At 58.1% G+C, this 17132-nt stretch carries 12 protein-coding genes; 4 read left to right on the top strand and 8 right to left on the bottom strand.

Features of this window, described 5'->3' with window-relative positions:
* Window positions 1–460: 460 nt before the first annotated feature.
* Both CA85_RS13525 and pepT read right to left on the bottom strand, forming a co-directional pair.
* Window positions 461–1204: a DUF4332 domain-containing protein gene (locus CA85_RS13525; protein ID WP_246112776.1), complete on the bottom strand. Its 744-nt coding sequence runs from the start codon at window positions 1202–1204 to the stop codon at window positions 461–463.
* A gap of 40 nt (window positions 1205–1244) precedes the next feature.
* Window positions 1245–2510, bottom strand: coding sequence for a peptidase T (pepT, locus tag CA85_RS13530; RefSeq protein WP_146391870.1), 1266 nt, complete (start codon window positions 2508–2510; stop codon window positions 1245–1247).
* Window positions 2511–2840: 330 nt separating this feature from the next.
* Here pepT and CA85_RS13535 point away from each other — a divergent pair, with 330 nt between their 5' ends.
* The gene (locus tag CA85_RS13535) at window positions 2841–4313 is read left to right on the top strand and encodes a sulfatase (protein WP_146391871.1); all 1473 of its coding nucleotides are present in this window, start codon (window positions 2841–2843) and stop codon (window positions 4311–4313) included.
* Window positions 4314–4354: 41 nt separating this feature from the next.
* Here the strand turns inward: CA85_RS13535 and CA85_RS13540 are convergent, their stop codons facing one another.
* From CA85_RS13540 to CA85_RS13550, 3 genes are all read right to left on the bottom strand, one after another.
* On the bottom strand, window positions 4355–4573 hold the full coding sequence (locus CA85_RS13540; RefSeq protein ID WP_146391872.1) for a hypothetical protein: 219 nt from the start codon (window positions 4571–4573) through the stop codon (window positions 4355–4357).
* A gap of 147 nt (window positions 4574–4720) precedes the next feature.
* Window positions 4721–5101 carry a response regulator gene (locus CA85_RS13545; RefSeq protein WP_146391873.1) on the bottom strand — a complete coding sequence of 127 codons (381 nt, stop codon included), beginning with the start codon at window positions 5099–5101 and terminating at the stop codon, window positions 4721–4723.
* A gap of 9 nt (window positions 5102–5110) precedes the next feature.
* Window positions 5111–5857 carry a TVP38/TMEM64 family protein gene (locus tag CA85_RS13550; RefSeq protein WP_146391874.1) on the bottom strand — a complete coding sequence of 249 codons (747 nt, stop codon included), beginning with the start codon at window positions 5855–5857 and terminating at the stop codon, window positions 5111–5113.
* A 207-nt stretch (window positions 5858–6064) separates the two neighbouring features.
* Here CA85_RS13550 and CA85_RS13555 point away from each other — a divergent pair, with 207 nt between their 5' ends.
* From CA85_RS13555 to CA85_RS13565, 3 genes are all read left to right on the top strand, one after another.
* Complete coding sequence (locus tag CA85_RS13555; RefSeq protein WP_146391875.1) at window positions 6065–7552, top strand: Gfo/Idh/MocA family protein; 1488 nt, start codon at window positions 6065–6067, stop codon at window positions 7550–7552.
* A gap of 65 nt (window positions 7553–7617) precedes the next feature.
* On the top strand, window positions 7618–8487 hold the full coding sequence (locus CA85_RS13560; RefSeq protein ID WP_146391876.1) for a phosphoenolpyruvate hydrolase family protein: 870 nt from the start codon (window positions 7618–7620) through the stop codon (window positions 8485–8487).
* Window positions 8487–9719, top strand: a complete 1233-nt coding sequence (locus tag CA85_RS13565; protein ID WP_146391877.1) for a Tm-1-like ATP-binding domain-containing protein — start codon at window positions 8487–8489, stop codon at window positions 9717–9719. Before CA85_RS13560 ends, CA85_RS13565 begins: the two co-directional genes overlap by 1 nt.
* Before the next feature lie 151 nt (window positions 9720–9870).
* Here CA85_RS13565 and CA85_RS13570 read toward each other — a convergent pair whose 3' ends face one another.
* Genes CA85_RS13570 through CA85_RS13580 form a run of 3 tightly spaced genes read right to left on the bottom strand, consistent with a single transcriptional unit; the run spans window position 9871 to window position 17129 of the window.
* Complete coding sequence (locus tag CA85_RS13570) at window positions 9871–14421, bottom strand: DUF6797 domain-containing protein (RefSeq protein ID WP_146391878.1); 4551 nt, start codon at window positions 14419–14421, stop codon at window positions 9871–9873.
* A 23-nt stretch (window positions 14422–14444) separates the two neighbouring features.
* A complete protein-coding gene (locus CA85_RS13575) occupies window positions 14445–15239 on the bottom strand; it encodes a CPBP family intramembrane glutamic endopeptidase (protein WP_146391879.1) in 795 nt (264 codons plus the stop codon).
* A gap of 6 nt (window positions 15240–15245) precedes the next feature.
* Window positions 15246–17129, bottom strand: a complete 1884-nt coding sequence (locus CA85_RS13580) for an ATP-binding cassette domain-containing protein (RefSeq protein WP_146391880.1) — start codon at window positions 17127–17129, stop codon at window positions 15246–15248.
* Between the last annotated feature and the right edge of the window lie 3 nt (window positions 17130–17132).

The following is a 17132-nucleotide window of genomic DNA, read 5'->3' on the forward strand; positions in this document are numbered from 1 at the left end:
CCAGAGCGAGCTCTGCCGAAGGAACGCGGGAATAATTAAGGCTCATCCGACGGAAGCGTGCGCGGAGCACAGGAGGAAGGTTTTTCTAGGCATGGCTCTCGTATCCAATAATCTTACAAAAATGGGTGCCCGACGAACGAATGTCCGCCAGGGACCGGCAACACCATTGGCGTACCATCGACCGAGATATCCCTTGCCAAGCCAGCACCTCTGCAGAGCTCGGCTCGAATGGCGTGGACTTAAGCAGATTGACTCGAGTTTCACGGGCATCTGTTTTCGCTTCCGTCCGGCTTGTCCGGGCGGAGTGGCAACTGCAAGCTACCTGCAAAACGCCCTTGCCACATCGATCTCCGCTCCGGGCTTGCCCACTGCGACAGAAATTGATCGTGCGTTGCTAAGCCTGACGTTCTCATGCGTGTCTCGGCGCGGATGCCGAACAATTTGTTGACATCTGCTTGACTCAGGCGGCTTGGCGTGCCATTTGAGGTGATCGCGCCGACGCGGCTTCGACCATTTCCCGGCAGCTAGCGACCCATGATTTGACCCGCCGCAGGCTCGGGACGTTGCGTCCGCCGATGAGTTTGCTGCCACGGCTGCTCAAAGAGAACCGTTCGAGATCGCGGTGCAGTTGGGCGGCGGATTCGCGGGCCACACTGGCCACGCTCCGACGATGAATAGCGACGAGCAGTAAGGCGTCACGAGGCATCATCGATTCAATGCCAAGAGCCAGTTTAATGGCGGCCCGATATCGGCGAATCGCCCGCTCGGCGCGCTCGGGGCTGCGGAACGTGGCGGCGACCTTCACGGGCTCGCTGTAGACGAGGTCACCCGCGGTGATGATCCCGATCGCCGCCAGTTGGCTGCATCGCGTGGGCGGGCAGAGATTGAGGTGTTCCAATCGCATCGCGAGCAACCGGGCTCGATGTGATGCCAACGCGGACTCAAACGGGGTGGGGGCGATGTGTTGTCGACCTGTTTTCCGACGGCGAGCACGCGTTCGCGCTGGGACGTCGGCACACGGTGTGGTCGCTGGTTCCGATAGGCTCCCCGCCGCCACGGATCGCTGGGTAGCCGGTGGTGCGTGCAGCTCAGGCAAGTCCACCAACAGCACGACATCATCGTTGCGTCGCGGGCTGGAGGACACCAAACGTTTGAAAAACTCGAACATGTGAAAAGACTCCTGGGTGAGAAGCATCCGAGACATGTCCGCGATATCAAGTCACCGGGGGGCGTGACCAGACCAATCAGGAGCGTTTTTCACCCCAGAGTCGCAACAATTCCAGCAAATGTTTGACTGCATCGCTCATTTCATTCAAGTTTGCAAACTCCAACACGCTGTGGATATTGTGCTGGCCGGATGAAAGATTCGGCGTGGGCAGTCCTTTCTCGGTCAGTTGGCTGCCGTCGGTACCGCCCCGGACAATTTCACGAGAGCATGCCACGCCGATGTTGGCGAAGGCGGTTTCGGCCAACGAAACAGCTTCGGGTAAACGCTCGAGACCGTCGCGGAGATTGCGATATTGTTTACGTGCGACGCATTGCACCCGTGTACCTGGGAAGTCGGCTGCCGCGGCAGCAGCGAGCTGTTCGACCCGCTCGGCATAGCGGGCGAGTTGTTCCGTCTCGAATGAACGAAGTATCAGCTCGACACGTGTCTCACCAACCCCGCCGAGAATGTCGTGAACGTGAATGAACCCGTCCCGGCCCTCGGTCGTTTCCGGCGTTTCGCTATCAATCGGTAGGGATTCGACAAATCGGGCCGCCGGCCGCGTCGAGTTGATCATCCGGTTCTTCGCGATCGCGGGGTGAATATTGTGCCCGGTGAAGACAACGCTGATCGCATCGGCGGAGAACGTCTCGACATCGATCTGACCCCGGCCGCCGCCGTCGATGGTGTAGGCCACCGTCGCGGCGAGATCGGATAGATTGATTTTATCAGTACCATGACCAATTTCCTCGTCGCAGGTCATCACGACCCGCAGCGGACCGTGCGGGATCTCGGGATGCTCGATCAGTGTATGGGCAACCTCCATGATGATTGCGACCCCCGCCTTGTCATCACCTCCGAGAAGTGTTGTTCCGTCGGTGGTAACGAGCGTGTCACCGAGCATTTGTTCTAATTCCGGACATCCCGAGACTTGGATCGCCGCGCCGTTGGCTAATGGAATGTCACCACCCTCATACCGCTCGATGACTTGCGGTTGGACGCGATCGCTCGGCGCCTCGGGTGAGGTGTCGAGGTGGGCGACCGCCGCCACGACAGGCAGATCGCCCGCAACAGTGGCGGGAACCGTCGCGATCACCAATCCATCGGCAGTGAACTCGACGCCTTCGATTCCCATCGCCGTCAATTCTTCAGCGAGAAGTTTTCCCAACACGAACTGCTTGTCGCTGCTGGGGTAGGTTTGCGAATGCGGGTCCGCGGCAGTATCGATGCGAACATACCGCAAGAATCGCTCGAGTAGACGATCGGTGCGGAGCGGGAGGTCAGTGATCGGCGTAGATGACATGTCTTCAGTAATTGTGTGGATCGGGCTGAGTGGACGGCGCAGGGCTATTCCTCAGCAGCCCGTGCGGTCTGACTCGGATTCATCCTGGCAATCATTCCGGCCACGCTCCGAACGGAAGGTTGCCTGGCGTGTTGCCATCACATGGCGGCTGAGGAGCTATGATGATACAGCCATCGAAAGGTTTTGGGACCGGCATGGAGCAACCCAGTCGCAGTCTTCTGCTTTTCGAGAGCCCGATTGCCATGAGCAGCGGACGGCCGATTGATCGCCTCGCGTGACAGGCCCACACGCGCCGTTTTTTCCCTTGTATCCCCATTGCACCAGTATTTCATGAATGTTCTGAGTTTAGCCCAGGTCTATAAAACTACCGCGACCCGATGGACATCGGTCTGCGTCACGATTTTTCTCGTCGCTACGCTTCGTAATCAGGCGAACGCCGAACGTCCCCACATCGTCTACATCAACGCGGATGACTTGGGTGTGATGGATGTGGGCTACAACGATCCCAAGTTCCGCACGCCGCATATCGACCGACTGGCTCAGGAGGGGATGGTCTTCACGAGCGCGTATGCTCCTGCAGCCAATTGTGCTCCCAGTCGCGCATGCGTGCATAGCGGGCAGTGGTCGCCCCGTCACGGTGTCTACACCGTCGGCAGTTCCGAGCGTGGAAAGGCCAAAACACGGAGGTTGATCCCGATCGAGAACACCAGCTTTCTGGACGCGGATTGCGTTACTCTGGCCGAGGCACTCCAGGCGGACGGCTACCGCACAATTCACCTCGGCAAGTACCACATCGGCAAGGATCCGCTGCAGGATGGCTTCGACGTCAACATCGGCGGTGATGCCAGTGGCAGTCCATCGGGAGGGTATTACTCGCCCTGGAAGAAGGGAGCGATGGCGGATTGGACTGATGCGGTCGATGCCAATACGCACCGCGTCGATGTCTTCGCTCAGGAAGCCGTCGAGTTCATGCAAGACAACCACGCCAGCCCGATGTTCATTCACTTTTCGCCGTACTTGGTGCACTCGCCACTGACGCCGGTTCCCGAGTACGTCGATAACTATCAGGGCAGCGAGCTGAATGCCAAGTACGCGTCGATGGTTGAGAAAATCGACGAGGCGATTGGCAGAGTCCTCGATGCGATCGAACGACTTGAGCTGACCGAATCGACACTCGTCGTCTTTTCGTCTGATAACGGGGGCATCGCAGCTTTTCATTCTCAGCGCCCGCTGCGGGGCGGCAAGGGATCCTATTACGAAGGCGGCGTGCGTGAGCCCCTCGTGATGCGCTGGCCAGGCAAGATCCAACCTGGCAGTACGTGTGATGAAGCAGTCAACACGATGGACTTCTATCCCACTTTCCTCGAAGCCGCAGGTATCCGGCTGCCCACTGCTGAATCGCTCGACGGTGTCAGTTTGATGCCACTGATGACGGAGAGCGGTCCATGGGATCCGGTACCACAGTTCTGGCACTTTCCCGTCTACCTGCAGGCCTATGATGGCGCTCTCGACGACGCTCGCGATCCTCTCTTCCGCACCCGGCCCGGTTCAGCGATGCGAACGGGCAAGTGGAAACTGCACGAGTATTTTGAAGACGGTGCGTTGGAATTGTACGATCTCAGTAGCGACCCCGGAGAGCGACACGACCTATCCGACACAATGCCGGAACAAACTGCCGAGTTGCATGAACTATTGATGCGTTGGCGCAATCAGACCGGTGCTCCGGTACCGAGCCAAGCCAACCCAAAATATGACGCCGAATTCGAGAGGCGTGCGATCGAAAAGGTGCAGGCGACTAAGTAGCCGAACCACCCCGAACGCGAGAGTCGATCCACTGAAATCGGTCAGATGATCAATCGCACGCCGCCGAAATCTTCGAGGCGATGCTTCATGCTTTCGCCGGTCGGCGAGCCGATGAACATCAGATTGGTCGGGATATCCCACTCTTTGGCGAGCGCAATGATTCTTTCGGGGGTGAATTCCCCCTTCACTTTCACGTGCTCGATATCGACTTCGGGATAGGTTTTGCGTAAACGATCGCCAACGCCGAAACATAGAGGCACGACGACGTGATGTCGTTGCCGCAGATCGCTGTGGCCGCGAGCTCCCCTAGTTTGTGCGGACTGGAGGCTTTCGGACTGCTTGCCGCTGGGGATGGATGGTCGCTCATGAGAAGGATTCTACCCTATTGGCAAGACTGGGAAGCTGACCTATCGCCGCGAAAGTTGCTCAAAGAGTTGCTGCAGTCGCTCCACATCGACGGGCTTGACCAAGTGCTCATCAAACCTCGAATCCCGTACCGAATCGTCGTCGGACTGCTTTCCCATTCCAGTCATGGCAACGAAATAAGTGCCTGTCAACTCCTCTCGCTGACGCAGCAGCCTGACCAACTCGTAGCCATTCATCTCCGGCATCGAAATGTCCGAAAAGATGACCTCGGGACAGAATTGATCGAGTGCTGCGATGGCCGCTGGCCCGCTCTCGACGGCTTCCACCTGATGGCCCAATTTCGTGAGCAGTCGCGACATGACCATTCGCAGGGCACGCTGGTCTTCGACAATTAAAATCTTGAAGCTTAGTGATTCTTCCATAGCGGTGTTTTATACCTCGTGGTGGTCCCCGCATTCAACCGCCGCGCTGCATTGTGCGCCTGTCGAGCGTTGGGTGGACTGAGTTTGCTCGCGAAATTTCTCTTGGGCGAGTTTCGCCGTGTAGATCGCTACGGTGACGGTGGTAAGCAGTCCCACAACGAGCAGCCCCCATTGCCAGATCGGTTTCCCCTCGCTCGTCGAAGCGGCACTGGCAACACTGCCGAGATAAGCGTACATGAATGTCCCCGGCATCATCGCGACCCAAGTCGTCAGCAGGTAGGGCCAGAAATGGATCTGCGTCAGTCCGTAAAGATAGTTTTGCCACGTGAAGGGGATCGCTGGTGAAAGTCGCAACAAGCCGACGATTTTCCAGCCGCCTTCGGAAATCGCTTTATCAACTGCTGCGAATTTGGCATTGGATTGTGCGAATTCCGAAACCTTGTCCCGCGCCACGTACCGGGCGATCAAGAAAGCGAGGCCGGCGCCGGTTGTCGACGCTACCGACACAAGTGCGAAGCCCCCGACCAAGCCGAAAAGAGCACCAGCAGCAAGCGTGATGATCGATCCCGGGAGCAGGCATAGGGTCGCAGTGATGTAGATCAAGCAAAGTACAACCGGCCCCCAGACTCCAAGACCAGCAATCCATCGCCTGAAATCCGCTTCCCAATCCTCGCTGGGGACGGTCCGTATCCAGACCAGGATTGCCAACGCAACGACGGCGATCGAAACCCATTTGGCAATCGCTTTTTTCGACATCGATGCTTGGTTTTCCCGAATGAAAGGGTGAGCTAGAAACAGCGAGCTTATCGCAATCCGGTTCGATCCGCCAAGCCACTGTCTTATACGGGTCCGGAGCGGACTGGCCCCCTCCGTTCGATTGGGCTCGCCACATCCCAATTCGATTGAGTTATCATGACAGATTAGTGTTCTTGCCCATTCCACCTAAAACATATCAGTGTCCAGATGAACTCCAGACCACAGACGACAGCTCCTACCCCATCCATCGCCCAACGGCGTCAGTTTCTCGGTTTTCTTGCAGCGGGTGTTGGCACCGCAGCGCTGCCGGGCGTCGTTCGTGCCGCGGCCAACGAGGAGGTCCGAATGGCGGTACTTGGTGCAGGCGGCCGGGGCGGTGGAATCGCTGGCGCGATCGACGCCACTGACGGCGCCAAGCTGGTAATGGTTGCCGATCCTGATTCCAATCGGGCGGGGAGTCTCGCTAAAAAATACGACGCCAAGGCAGTTTCGGATCTCCGGACGGTATTGGATTCCGACGACGTCGATGCTGTGGCGATTACCACCTGCAACCACTGGCACTGCTTAGCAGCTATCTGGGCGATCGAAGCGGGTAAGGACGTCTACGTCGAGAAGCCTTTGTCGCACTCGCAGTGGGAGGGCCGCCAAGTTGTTTCGGCGGCTCAGAAACACGGCCGAGTCGTGCAACTGGGGACGCAACAACGCAGCGATCCGATTCAAATGCAGGCGAGAAGGTTCCTGCACGACGACAAGTCGCTCGGCGAGATCCAGTACGTGCAAGCCAACCGGCTCGGCCCCCGCGGTTCGATCGGTCGCCGCGACACACCGCTCACCCCACCCAAAGGCCTCGATTACAACCTGTGGCTCGGCCCTGCAGCCGATGAAGCGATCTATCGCAACAGCTTCCATTACGACTGGCACTGGGATTGGAACACCGGTAACGGCGAGATGGGCAACTGGGGCGTCCACATTCTCGATGACGTCCGTAACGTCGCCTACCAGGATAAAGTCTCGACGCCCAATCGTTTGATTTGCGGCGGTGGCCGGGTCGGCTGGGACGACGCGGGCGACACGCCCAACGTCCACTTTGCTCTCTTCGAAACTGAAATGTTTCCAACCCTGATTGCCCTCAGCAACCTGCCGCCCAAACCCGGCGCCAAGGGAGCTTGGACAGCCAAGGGGCAAATGCAATTGAACGCTCCAGGGAGTGGCTATGCCGTCGTCTGTGAAGGCGGCACCTATCTCGGCCAACGTGGTTCTGGAAACGCCTACGATGCCGATGGCAAACACATCCGCAAGTTCAAGGCGAATGTGAGCACCGTACCGGCGCACATGAAGAACTTCGTCGACGCAGTCCGCAGTCGCGACGTCAGCAGCCTCGCGGCGCCGATCGAAAACGGCCATCACAGCACCGGTTGGTGCAACCTCGCCAACGTCGCTTTCCGCGCCGGCGGGGCATTCGATGCCGACCAACTCACCCGCGTCAGCGACTTGCCCCAGTGGCCAGCCTTGATCGATGACATGACCGCGCCGCTGAGTGGATTCGGTGCTGGTACAGGCGATCTGCTCTCTAGCCCCGTGCTCGAGCATGATCCAGATGCCGAGCGTTTCACCGGGGAGCACGCGGATCTCGCGAACTCGTTCCTGCGGCGAAAATATCGCCCCGGTTTTGAAGTCAAACCGATCGCGTCGTAAACCGTCTTCGCGAATCAATCTCCGTTTGTCACAACGCCAACCCCCCCCTGATCCCTCCCAGCATCATGCCGAATCCATGGACCGGAATTGGAAACCCCTACACGCGTAGGGAAGTTCTCGATCGTTTGCAGGCGACGCTTGATCGCGGCGAACCGATCATCGCGGCGGGGGCGGGGACCGGGATCAGTGCCAAGTTTCTTGAGAAGGGTGGTGTTGACCTGATCATCATCTACAACTCGGGGCGATTCCGCATGGCGGGTCATGGATCGACCGCGGGTTTGATGGCCTATGGCGACGCCAACGCGGTCGCCATGGAGATTGGCGAATTCGAAGTCTTGCCCGTCGTCGAAGAGGTGCCCGTGATCTGTGGGGTGCATGCAACCGATCCACGTCGCCGGATGTGGCATTGGCTGCTGCAGGTCAAGGACATGGGGTTCTCGGGGATCAATAATTTCCCTACCCACGCGATCGTCGACGGTCAGTTCCGGCAGATTCTCGAAGAGACCGGGATGAGCTTTCAAAAAGAAGTCGATGCCGTTGCGATCGCTCATAAAATGGATCTGTTCACGATTGTTTACGTCGCCAAAGCCGAGGAAGCCACGGCGATGGCCGAGGCGGGCGCCGATGTCGTGATCGCACATGTGGGCACGACCATCGGAGGCACGATCGGTGTCACCGACGCGAGTTGCACGCTCGAGGAGGCCGCCACGCGAACTCAGAGTATTGCCGCAGCAGCGAAAGCCGTCCGCAGTGATGTGATCTGTTTGTCACACGGCGGTCCGATCGCGACTCCTGAGGACGCTGCCTATGTCAATGAGCACACCGATGTCGTGGGCTTCGTCGGGGCCTCCAGTTTAGAGCGGATGGCGTTCGAAGAATCGCTGACCGAACTGACTCAAAAATTCAAACAGATCCCTGTCCAACGGAAGAGTTGATGGCCACCATTGCTGTGCTCGGCACGCTCGGCACGCTCGACACCAAAGGCCCGGAGCACGGGTTCGTTGCCGAGCGAATTCGTCAGCACGGTCACGACACGCTGCTGATCGATGTGGGGACCGCCGGCAGCCCTCAGATTGTCCCACAGGTGACTCGCCACGAGGTCGCTGCGAGCATCGACATCGATCTCGATGCGGTCCTCGCTCGGGCGGACCGCGGTGAATGCGTCTCAGCGATGGCCGAGGCAGCGCCGGTATTGCTGCATCGACTGTATCGTGAGGGCCGGATCGAGGGTGTGATCTCGTTGGGCGGTGGCGGCGGAACGGCCATCGCCACGGCAGCGATGCGAGCATTGCCGATCGGCGTGCCCAAGCTGATGGTGTCGACGCTCGCCAGTGGTAATACCGCTCACTACCTTGGCAGCAAAGATATTACGCTAATGCCCAGCATCGTCGACGTCGCTGGACTGAACCGTGTCTCCAAGGTCATTTTTTCTCGCGCCGCTGGCGCGATTTGCGGAATGGTGGACGCTACCATTGATGCCGACGATGTCCGGCCTCTGATCGTCGCGAGCATGTTTGGCAACACGACGGACTGCGTCAATGCGGCGATCCCTGTGTTGGAAAAGGCCGGATACGAAGTGCTCGTCTTTCACGCGACCGGTGCAGGTGGCCGCGCGATGGAATCACTGATCGAGAGCGGAATGGTCGCTGGCGTGTTGGATATCACGACCACCGAATGGGCCGACGAATTGGTGGGCGGTGTGTTGTCGGCGGGCCCGCAACGATTGGATGCGGCTGCCGCGATGGGAGTGCCTGCAATCGTGGTTCCCGGTTGCCTGGACATGGTCAATTTTGCCGCCCGTGATACGCTGCCGAGCCGATTCGAAAGCCGCAATCTGTACGTGCACAATCCTCAAGTCACGCTGATGCGGACCAACGTGCAGGAGTGCCGTGAACTCGGCAAGATTGTGGCCCGAAAGATCAGCGAGTACACGGCACTGGTGACCGTGCTGGTCCCGTGCCTCGGGATCAGCGCACTGAGTGGGGATCGGCAGCCTTTTCACGATCCTGACGCGGACGCGGCTCTCTTTTCAGCCATTGCCAGCGAGTTGCGTGAGGACATCGAGCTGCGGAAACTCGATCTCGAAATCAACGACCCACAGTTCGCCCAGGCCTGTGCCATGGCCCTGCTGGAAAATATCCATCGGCATCAGCGAGTCGATGCGTGACGGCGAGATGCCCGGCTTGACGTCAGATACATCGCACCGGAATCCTCTGGCCGTCAGCGGTGTCCATTGAATGGCGGTTTCTACAGCTCCACAGACGCCTTCAGTTGAGCTGCACAGCAACCTCGCTGCAGTGCATGGTTCGACTGGTCCGCTAGTGTCGATCACGCCTCTCGACGACCATCGTTCCGTTCATCACCATCCAGTGCCCTGGGAATGTACACAAGAACGGATAGCGTCCGGGCGTTGCAGGAGCGTGAAAATGAATGGTTTCCGATGAACCGGGGTCGGCGATATCGGTGTAAGCTAAGACCGCATCGGATTCGGGGACGTAGTTCCGCAGCAACGCCAGAGGGTCGGCAACCAAGTGGTTCGATAGCTTGCCGACTTGTTCCAACGCCCCACGACGCGAGAGTACCCAGTTGTGCGGCACAACATCCGGGTTCACGAGCGTCAATGAGATGGGTTCGTTCGGCGCGACGGCGAACTCGGTCACTGCGAACGTTAGATTTTTATCAGTCTGAATCTCAATTTCCCGAGCCCCCTTGATGGGTTGCCTCCACGGATTGGGCAAGGGTTCTGGCTGAGGTGCGAGATCCACAAGCTGCGGATGAATCGCGATCACTTTCTCTGGATTTGGTTGGTAGCCTGGGAAATCGGAAAACGGAGCATCCATTCGATGGACCGTAATCATCAGGTCATGACCGCTGCCGCTCGGCGAACAGGACAGCGATTCGTCCTCGTTGACGTTCAATCTCAGGTGCAACTGATTGACAGGCTGCAAGTCCGGGAGCTCGATGAACATGGAACGTCCGTCTTCGAGAACATGCGCTGAGGCAATCGACAGGACATCATGCCCCGTCGTGGCAGGATGCGTCGTCGACAACTCTGGGGAACCGTACCCCGCACTGTAACGATAGTTCCAAACTTGAGCAAAATGACTCGAGGTGCTTTCGGCGAGATCGGAATCAACCGGCTGAGAAAAATCGATTCGAACTCCATTGGCGTGTACGTGGAACCCCAGCGGAACTTGCACGGTGTCACCCGTGTAACGGATACGCTCGAAGCAGCCCTCATCCGGCGTGTAAGTCCCCCAGCCCGTCATGCCGCTGACGTACAGTTGCCCATCGTGAGGCGAGACGCGGCCGCGGTGCACACCCGACTGAAACTCGCCCATCATCGGCACAACTGCGCCCTGCCGCTGTCCATCGACGTTGTCGAGCAAGACGACGAACCACGCTCCCGCACCAAAGGAAAAATGTGCCAACTTTCCTTCCAGTGGTCCGAACTGTTTACTATCGATTCGTTCTTGCCCGCCCGATGAGTTGTCGATTCCGCGAGGCAGGTAGACGAGCGGCAGCTGCGGTGCAGCGCCGTCAATCGGTCCGCCATGCCCAAAATGCGGTGTGGGCCCACTGCCCGGTTCCACGGCACAGATCATGGACGCTGGCGTCCAATCGCCTTCCGAACACGGCACAGTGATTGTTCCATCTTCGAGCAATCCCAAACCGTCGGGATTCCGAAGCCCGGTGGCAAGGATTTCTGCACGAGTTCCGTCAGCTGAGATGCGCAGCAATCCTTGGTTTCCCGATGCAGTGTAAAAATTCCCTTCATCGTCGCGTTCTAAACCGCAAACGAAATCATGACCGGCCGGCGACGTTTCAAATGTATTGTTGAAACACTCGTAGAAGTCGGCCACGCCATCACCATTGAGGTCATCGAGCCGTGTCAATTGATCGCGGCACTGGACGTAAACCTCATCGTCGGAAACGACCAGCCCCAACGGGTGATGCAATCCTCTGGCAAACCTCTGCCACGTGGCCTTGCCATTCTTGTCGCCCTGCAGACCTCGCACTCGCCATACGTCTCCCTGAATCGTACAGAGCAATGCACTCCCGTCAGACAAGAAATCGTGACCGCCGACATACATCAGAGATCCCGCAGGATTGTTGATCGGCAATTCGATTGTATCGACCGCATAAGGTTTCTGGTCGCCACTGCGTATGTCGGTTTTGATCTCATTGGGCCATAGAGAGGGGCCACCGTCGACCACGTGTTGCATCGAATGCTGGTCACGGGGGGCGACTTCCCGCGTGAAATGCCCGTCGGTGACCCAAGGAGCATCCAGGTACTCCGTTTCGCCGATTCGATACGCGAACACGATACGATCACCATATCGATAATACCCATGGTAATGCTTCGGTTCGCTCGAAGCCTCTTCGTTGGCCTGCTCGATGAGCCTGCCCTGTATTCGCATGCCGCCCATCAGCCCCGATCGAACAGACGAGAATTGGACAAAACCGTCTTCCCAAACCGCGTCGTAAGTGAGCGTGTCGGGGTTGAAACAGGCGGCGATCTGGGATTGCTCACCCAGGCGAACACAAACGGCACGCGGCAATGTTTGACCTGCCACGCGCAAGACACCGGCTTGTACTCGACCCAACTCCGTCGCGTTCCAGCGGTCGTCCGCCCAAACCGATTCGTTCTGGTTGCCCCAATGCCCTTGGCTACCACCATCGAGGCCGGGAAATCCATTGACGAGATGGGGCGGGCTCGATAGCGTCCGAAAGTACTCGGCTTGTTTCGTATAGAAATCGTAGATCCGATCACGATTGACTTCGTGTGCATGGCTCGGCCAGCGATCCGGTGACAGCGGTGCGGCGTCGACCGAAAAGTCAATTGGCTCGTGCGAATGGTTTCGCGCCACTGCAGAGAGTTCACGATCAAAATCGCTGTCTACCACCCCTTTTTCGCTGCGAAGCCGACTGAGGAAGCTGACGAGGTCGATAAGTTCTCGCCTCGTCATCGCCTCGCTCAGGCCGTCCGGCATCACCGTACTGCTGGGCAACTCTGCTTCGATTTCGTCGTGAGCGATCTCGATAAGCTCGCCTGTAGTCGTCACCTTTAGCGTCAATGAATCTTCGTCGGTCTCACACTTGTAACCATTCAGGATGTCTCCGTCGGCTGTTAAGATTCGCCACGACACGTACTCCGGCTTCACAACGCGGGAAGGCCATAGAACGGATTCAACAATCTCGTTAATATCAACTTGCGAAGCGATCGATGTGAGTTCTGGGCCGACATCGCCGCCGTGCGTGCCCACGCGATGACAGGACAGGCACGCCAGTTTGGCGTTGGCAAACACACGCGATCCGCGGACCGGGTCTCCTTGCTGTTCTGCGTCCTGGATGAGCTTCACTACTTGTCCTGCATCGTATGCCGGAGCAAGTTCGCTTGTCACAACCGTGTTGGATAAGGAGGCAGGCTGTCGAATCGATTGGTCAGCTTCATCGAGGATCCACAGCCCCAGCGTTCGCTCGTTCCGATCGATCGATTCGACCGGTTGTTGCGGCATCGATTCAGTACCGCTTGAAATGCGAACCCAACCAATTTCGCCGTCGCAACCGATCCTGCCGCGGACCAGCCTTCCTATTCCGATCGCATCGGCGATACGCTGACTGGGATCTACACGGGGCGTGACTCGTGTGACTGCTTGGTCGGCTACCTGCTCGCCGTCCACATAGAGTCGTACCCGATCGACTTCGTAAACCATCGCCAGCCGGTGCTCTGTTCCATCGCAAACGTTGATCTTCGAACGAACATGATCGGGTGATGAGCCGGGCAAGTAGGCCGTCAGGTGTCCGCTTGCAGGCATCGTGAAAAGTTCCCAGTGGTCGGGCGACGCTTTGGCTTCATTCGCGACGAGAATGTTGTGATGTCGGTGAGAATTGAGGGTGGCCAAGCACTCGATCGTGATGGGAGGATCGCGGTACGCATTGGCGCCAGGATAGATTCTGCCAATTGGATGCTCGGCGGGACGGATAAAGGGTTTCGGGGCGGGTGGTTTCTCGCCTCCGCTGCCCGCAGCGCTGAGTTCTTTGGAAATCCATCGCAATCCTTCGAGGTTCTCCGACAGCGAATCGCGGGCATCGATCGCATTGCGGTGGTCAAGGATGCCGATCGGTCCCTGATAGCCGCTCTCGACCAGCTCGCCAATCATCTCCAGTTCATGTTCGCCTTTGCCGATACCGAGGATCTTTGGGTCGGCCGAGGGATTCATTCCATTGAGGTTGATGCAGTGCAGTAGCGGCTGCATCATCGCTAAAACCTCGGACCAATCGGCGATATGGCCGTGCCCATGATGAAAGTTGTAAACGATGCCCACATGCCCATAGCCACGCTGTCGCAAACCCTCGCAGACAGCCACCAGGTTTCTCGGCTCACCGCCCCATCCCCCGTGATTGTAGAGGCCGAGTTTGCTTCCCATCTTCTCAGTACGTTTTGCCAACGGGATCAAGTTTCGTATAGCGTTCTCAACTTTCTCGTCGTTGCCTTCGCCGACAGGCTCCACCAGCGTCTGCCAGATCTGGGGATGCAATCCATGCTTTTCAAACAATTGGAACGCTTCGTCATGGACCGACCAGAAGGCGAAAAACTCGATGCCGTGGCGTTTATAAGCCAGAATCTCCTGTTCAAAGGTTGGCACATTTTTTTCTCGCCAATCGTACGCGCACCGAGAGATCCCCAACTCGTTGAGCATGACAGCACGCTCTTCTGGACTTCGCTGCGCAGCATCAAACGGAACAATGCACCACGCCACTAAGTTTTCATCTCGCAACAGGTCGGTTGGCTCCGCCGCATCTACCCATTCAGTGAGACCGGCAAACAGCGCGAGAACGCAGAGCGTCGAAAGGAACAATTTCATCACAGCAGTCTCCTCAAGTCAGGTCACGCCTCTGATTTGGCCTCGGCCGATGCGATCCAGAGCTGGATGGCGTCATAGAATGCATGAGCAACGATGGGAATCATCAAATTGCCACTCAGGATAAGCAGTGCACCGAAATAGAACCCCATCAACCCGGTCACTGCCACGTATAGCCGGCTGATTGGGTGGACGAAGCCGAATGCGATCGAGGAAGCGATCCACCCGATTGTCATTTCCCAACCAATCGACTCGGCCCACCACGAGGTGAACCCTGACCACGACAGGGGTGAGGCCTCACCGCTCCCCGTGGCGTTTCCAGCGATACCACTCGCGACCTCTGCGGCGTACCCACCGAACGCCCACCAGGGCCGGGGCGATGCCGCGTCGGCGGGCAAGAGCGTGAAGGCTTCCCCCTGCAGCAAGCCTGCAATCGAAGGCATTAACCAACCGCGAAAGAGCAGCTCTTCGCCCACCCCAGCACAGAGACTGATCACGAGCAGTTCGAGTGGCCCCAGCTTCAGCATCAGTCCCATCATCGGATGCTCTGCCAATTGATCAAGCTCTTGCACGGCAGGATGATTGATACGGCGAATGATCGCCATCAGCAGTAGCAATGGAAACGTCGCTAGCAGACCAAGCCCGACGCCTCCAGCGAGCGCCGGCAGTTGTTCCAGCGTCGGCACGAACAGCCGCGGATCAGGGCCAAACAAATACCCTAATAATACCGCCAACAGTCCTAATCCAGCTTCGACGACAACCGCCGTCTGAAACAGGGAATCGGGGGACTGCGGCTCCTGATCGCTATCCGAGTCGGGCACCTTGCTTTATGCCCCCGCGCGATGGCGATAGGGATTGAACAACAGATAGTTAAGGTGCCGGTACAGATCGCTGGAATTGAGCAATTCAGCGTGCTTGCCTTCGCCAACCAGGTTGGAACCATTGAGCAAGACCACCCGATCGGCGTGGCGGAGCGTTTGCAGACGACGCGGCAATACCAAGACCAATGATCCGGAATCGGCCAGACTGCGAAGCGCGTTCAAGCAGGGGTCGCTGTTGACGTGTTCGGTCGGTGCGGGTGGCTCTTTGACGAGCACGATGGCGGGCCGATGTAGCAATGCCCGGGCGATGCCAAGCATGTATCGAGACATCATCGATAACCCATCGCTCGAACGCCCGTCACGCAAATCCGTGACAGGACCGACCATCGAGTCGATTCCGTCGCTGAGACGGGTGATCTGTTCGTAGATGCCCAACTCCTCGAGAACCTTGACCATGTCGCGTTTGTCGACCGATTTACTGACCCCTGACATCAAGTTTTCTGTGATCGTGCCCTCCCAAAGCGGCCCATCAGGAGCAACCCACATGACCTGCTTCGCTAACGCCTGGGGATGAATGTCATTGAGCGAGACACCGTCGAGCTCCACGACACCACGTTGCGGTCGACCGAATCCCATCAGCAACTCAGCCAACGACTGGGTCGATACACTTTCGGTACCGAGCAACGCGACCAATGATTTGGGACGCAGTGACAAGCTCAGGTCCTGCAAAATCGGTTTACCGGTCGCGTCAGCCAACGAGACATCACGCAGTTCCACGGATTCCCGCAATCCAGCGATGCCGACGAGCCGCTCGCTCGGTGCGATGTCTTCGCTCCGCTGTAGATAAAGATAGACCGACTCGGCTGCATGTGAGCTGATTTTCAATTGACGAGCCAGTTCACCCAAGCGGGCTGAGGAGAGTGCGGCGGCCGTCAACGCCATCCCAAGAACCAACGATGCTGGCAAGCTCAAGCCTTGCTCGCCATGGAGAATGTTCGCTCCGAGCCCCATCACCAACACGGCCACCGCGATACTGCAGGCGAACATCAACAATGGCCATAGCCGGCCCTGGCGTGCATCTTCGTTGGCCAGACGCCGCATCAGCGATTCCAGTTCCGCCTCGTAGGTCTGTTCGGCCAATCCACCTGCTTGCAGCCGTCCCATGATCGGAGCGTCACCGATCTGCCCGATCAGCCGCTCGCGTATCTGTGAAATTTCGAACTGGGACAACTCTAGCCAATCGGTGCTACGCAGAAACGCGTACAGCCACCACAAAGCCGCACCGCTGATCACGGCCAAGATCGCCAACCAAACGTTCACGAGTAACGCCAATACAACGCAGCCGATCAGGATCAGCGCGCTACGAGGAATGACTCGGTACCACAGCGACAAGCCCACGCCCAAGTTGGGGAGATCTTCACCGATCAAATGCACCGCACGGGATCGCTGAGCGGCGGCGCCCTCGGTTTCGCTGCGTCGTAGACTCTGTTGCAACACCCGCTGGTGCAGCGACTTGATCACACTTCGCGTGCGACGGTCAGAGGATCTTCGATTGATCCAAATCGCGACACATAGGATACCAGCGACGAGGACACACAGGGCCACCAACTCGAGTAGCTGCGCAAATGCGGTCTGATCCTGAAAGCTCTGCGACAAAGGTACGCTGAGGTAGGTCCCGAGTTCAACGTGAGATCCCGTCAAACCCTGCTGGACCGCTTCCCGATCACCTGGAGGAAACTCGCCGTCATCGATCAGTACGGCAACCATCCCGAACAGGACGATCAGAACAGGGACCGCGAGCCCTGCAACGATTGCCCAGAACCAGTGAAACACGGCTCCGGCAGCCGCAGTTTCCCGGCGTGGTTGTTCCAAAGTTGCAAATCGATTCACGTT

The organism is Allorhodopirellula solitaria (assembly GCF_007859855.1).
In the GTDB taxonomy this organism is placed as follows: Bacteria; Planctomycetota; Planctomycetia; order Pirellulales; family Pirellulaceae; genus Rhodopirellula; species Rhodopirellula solitaria.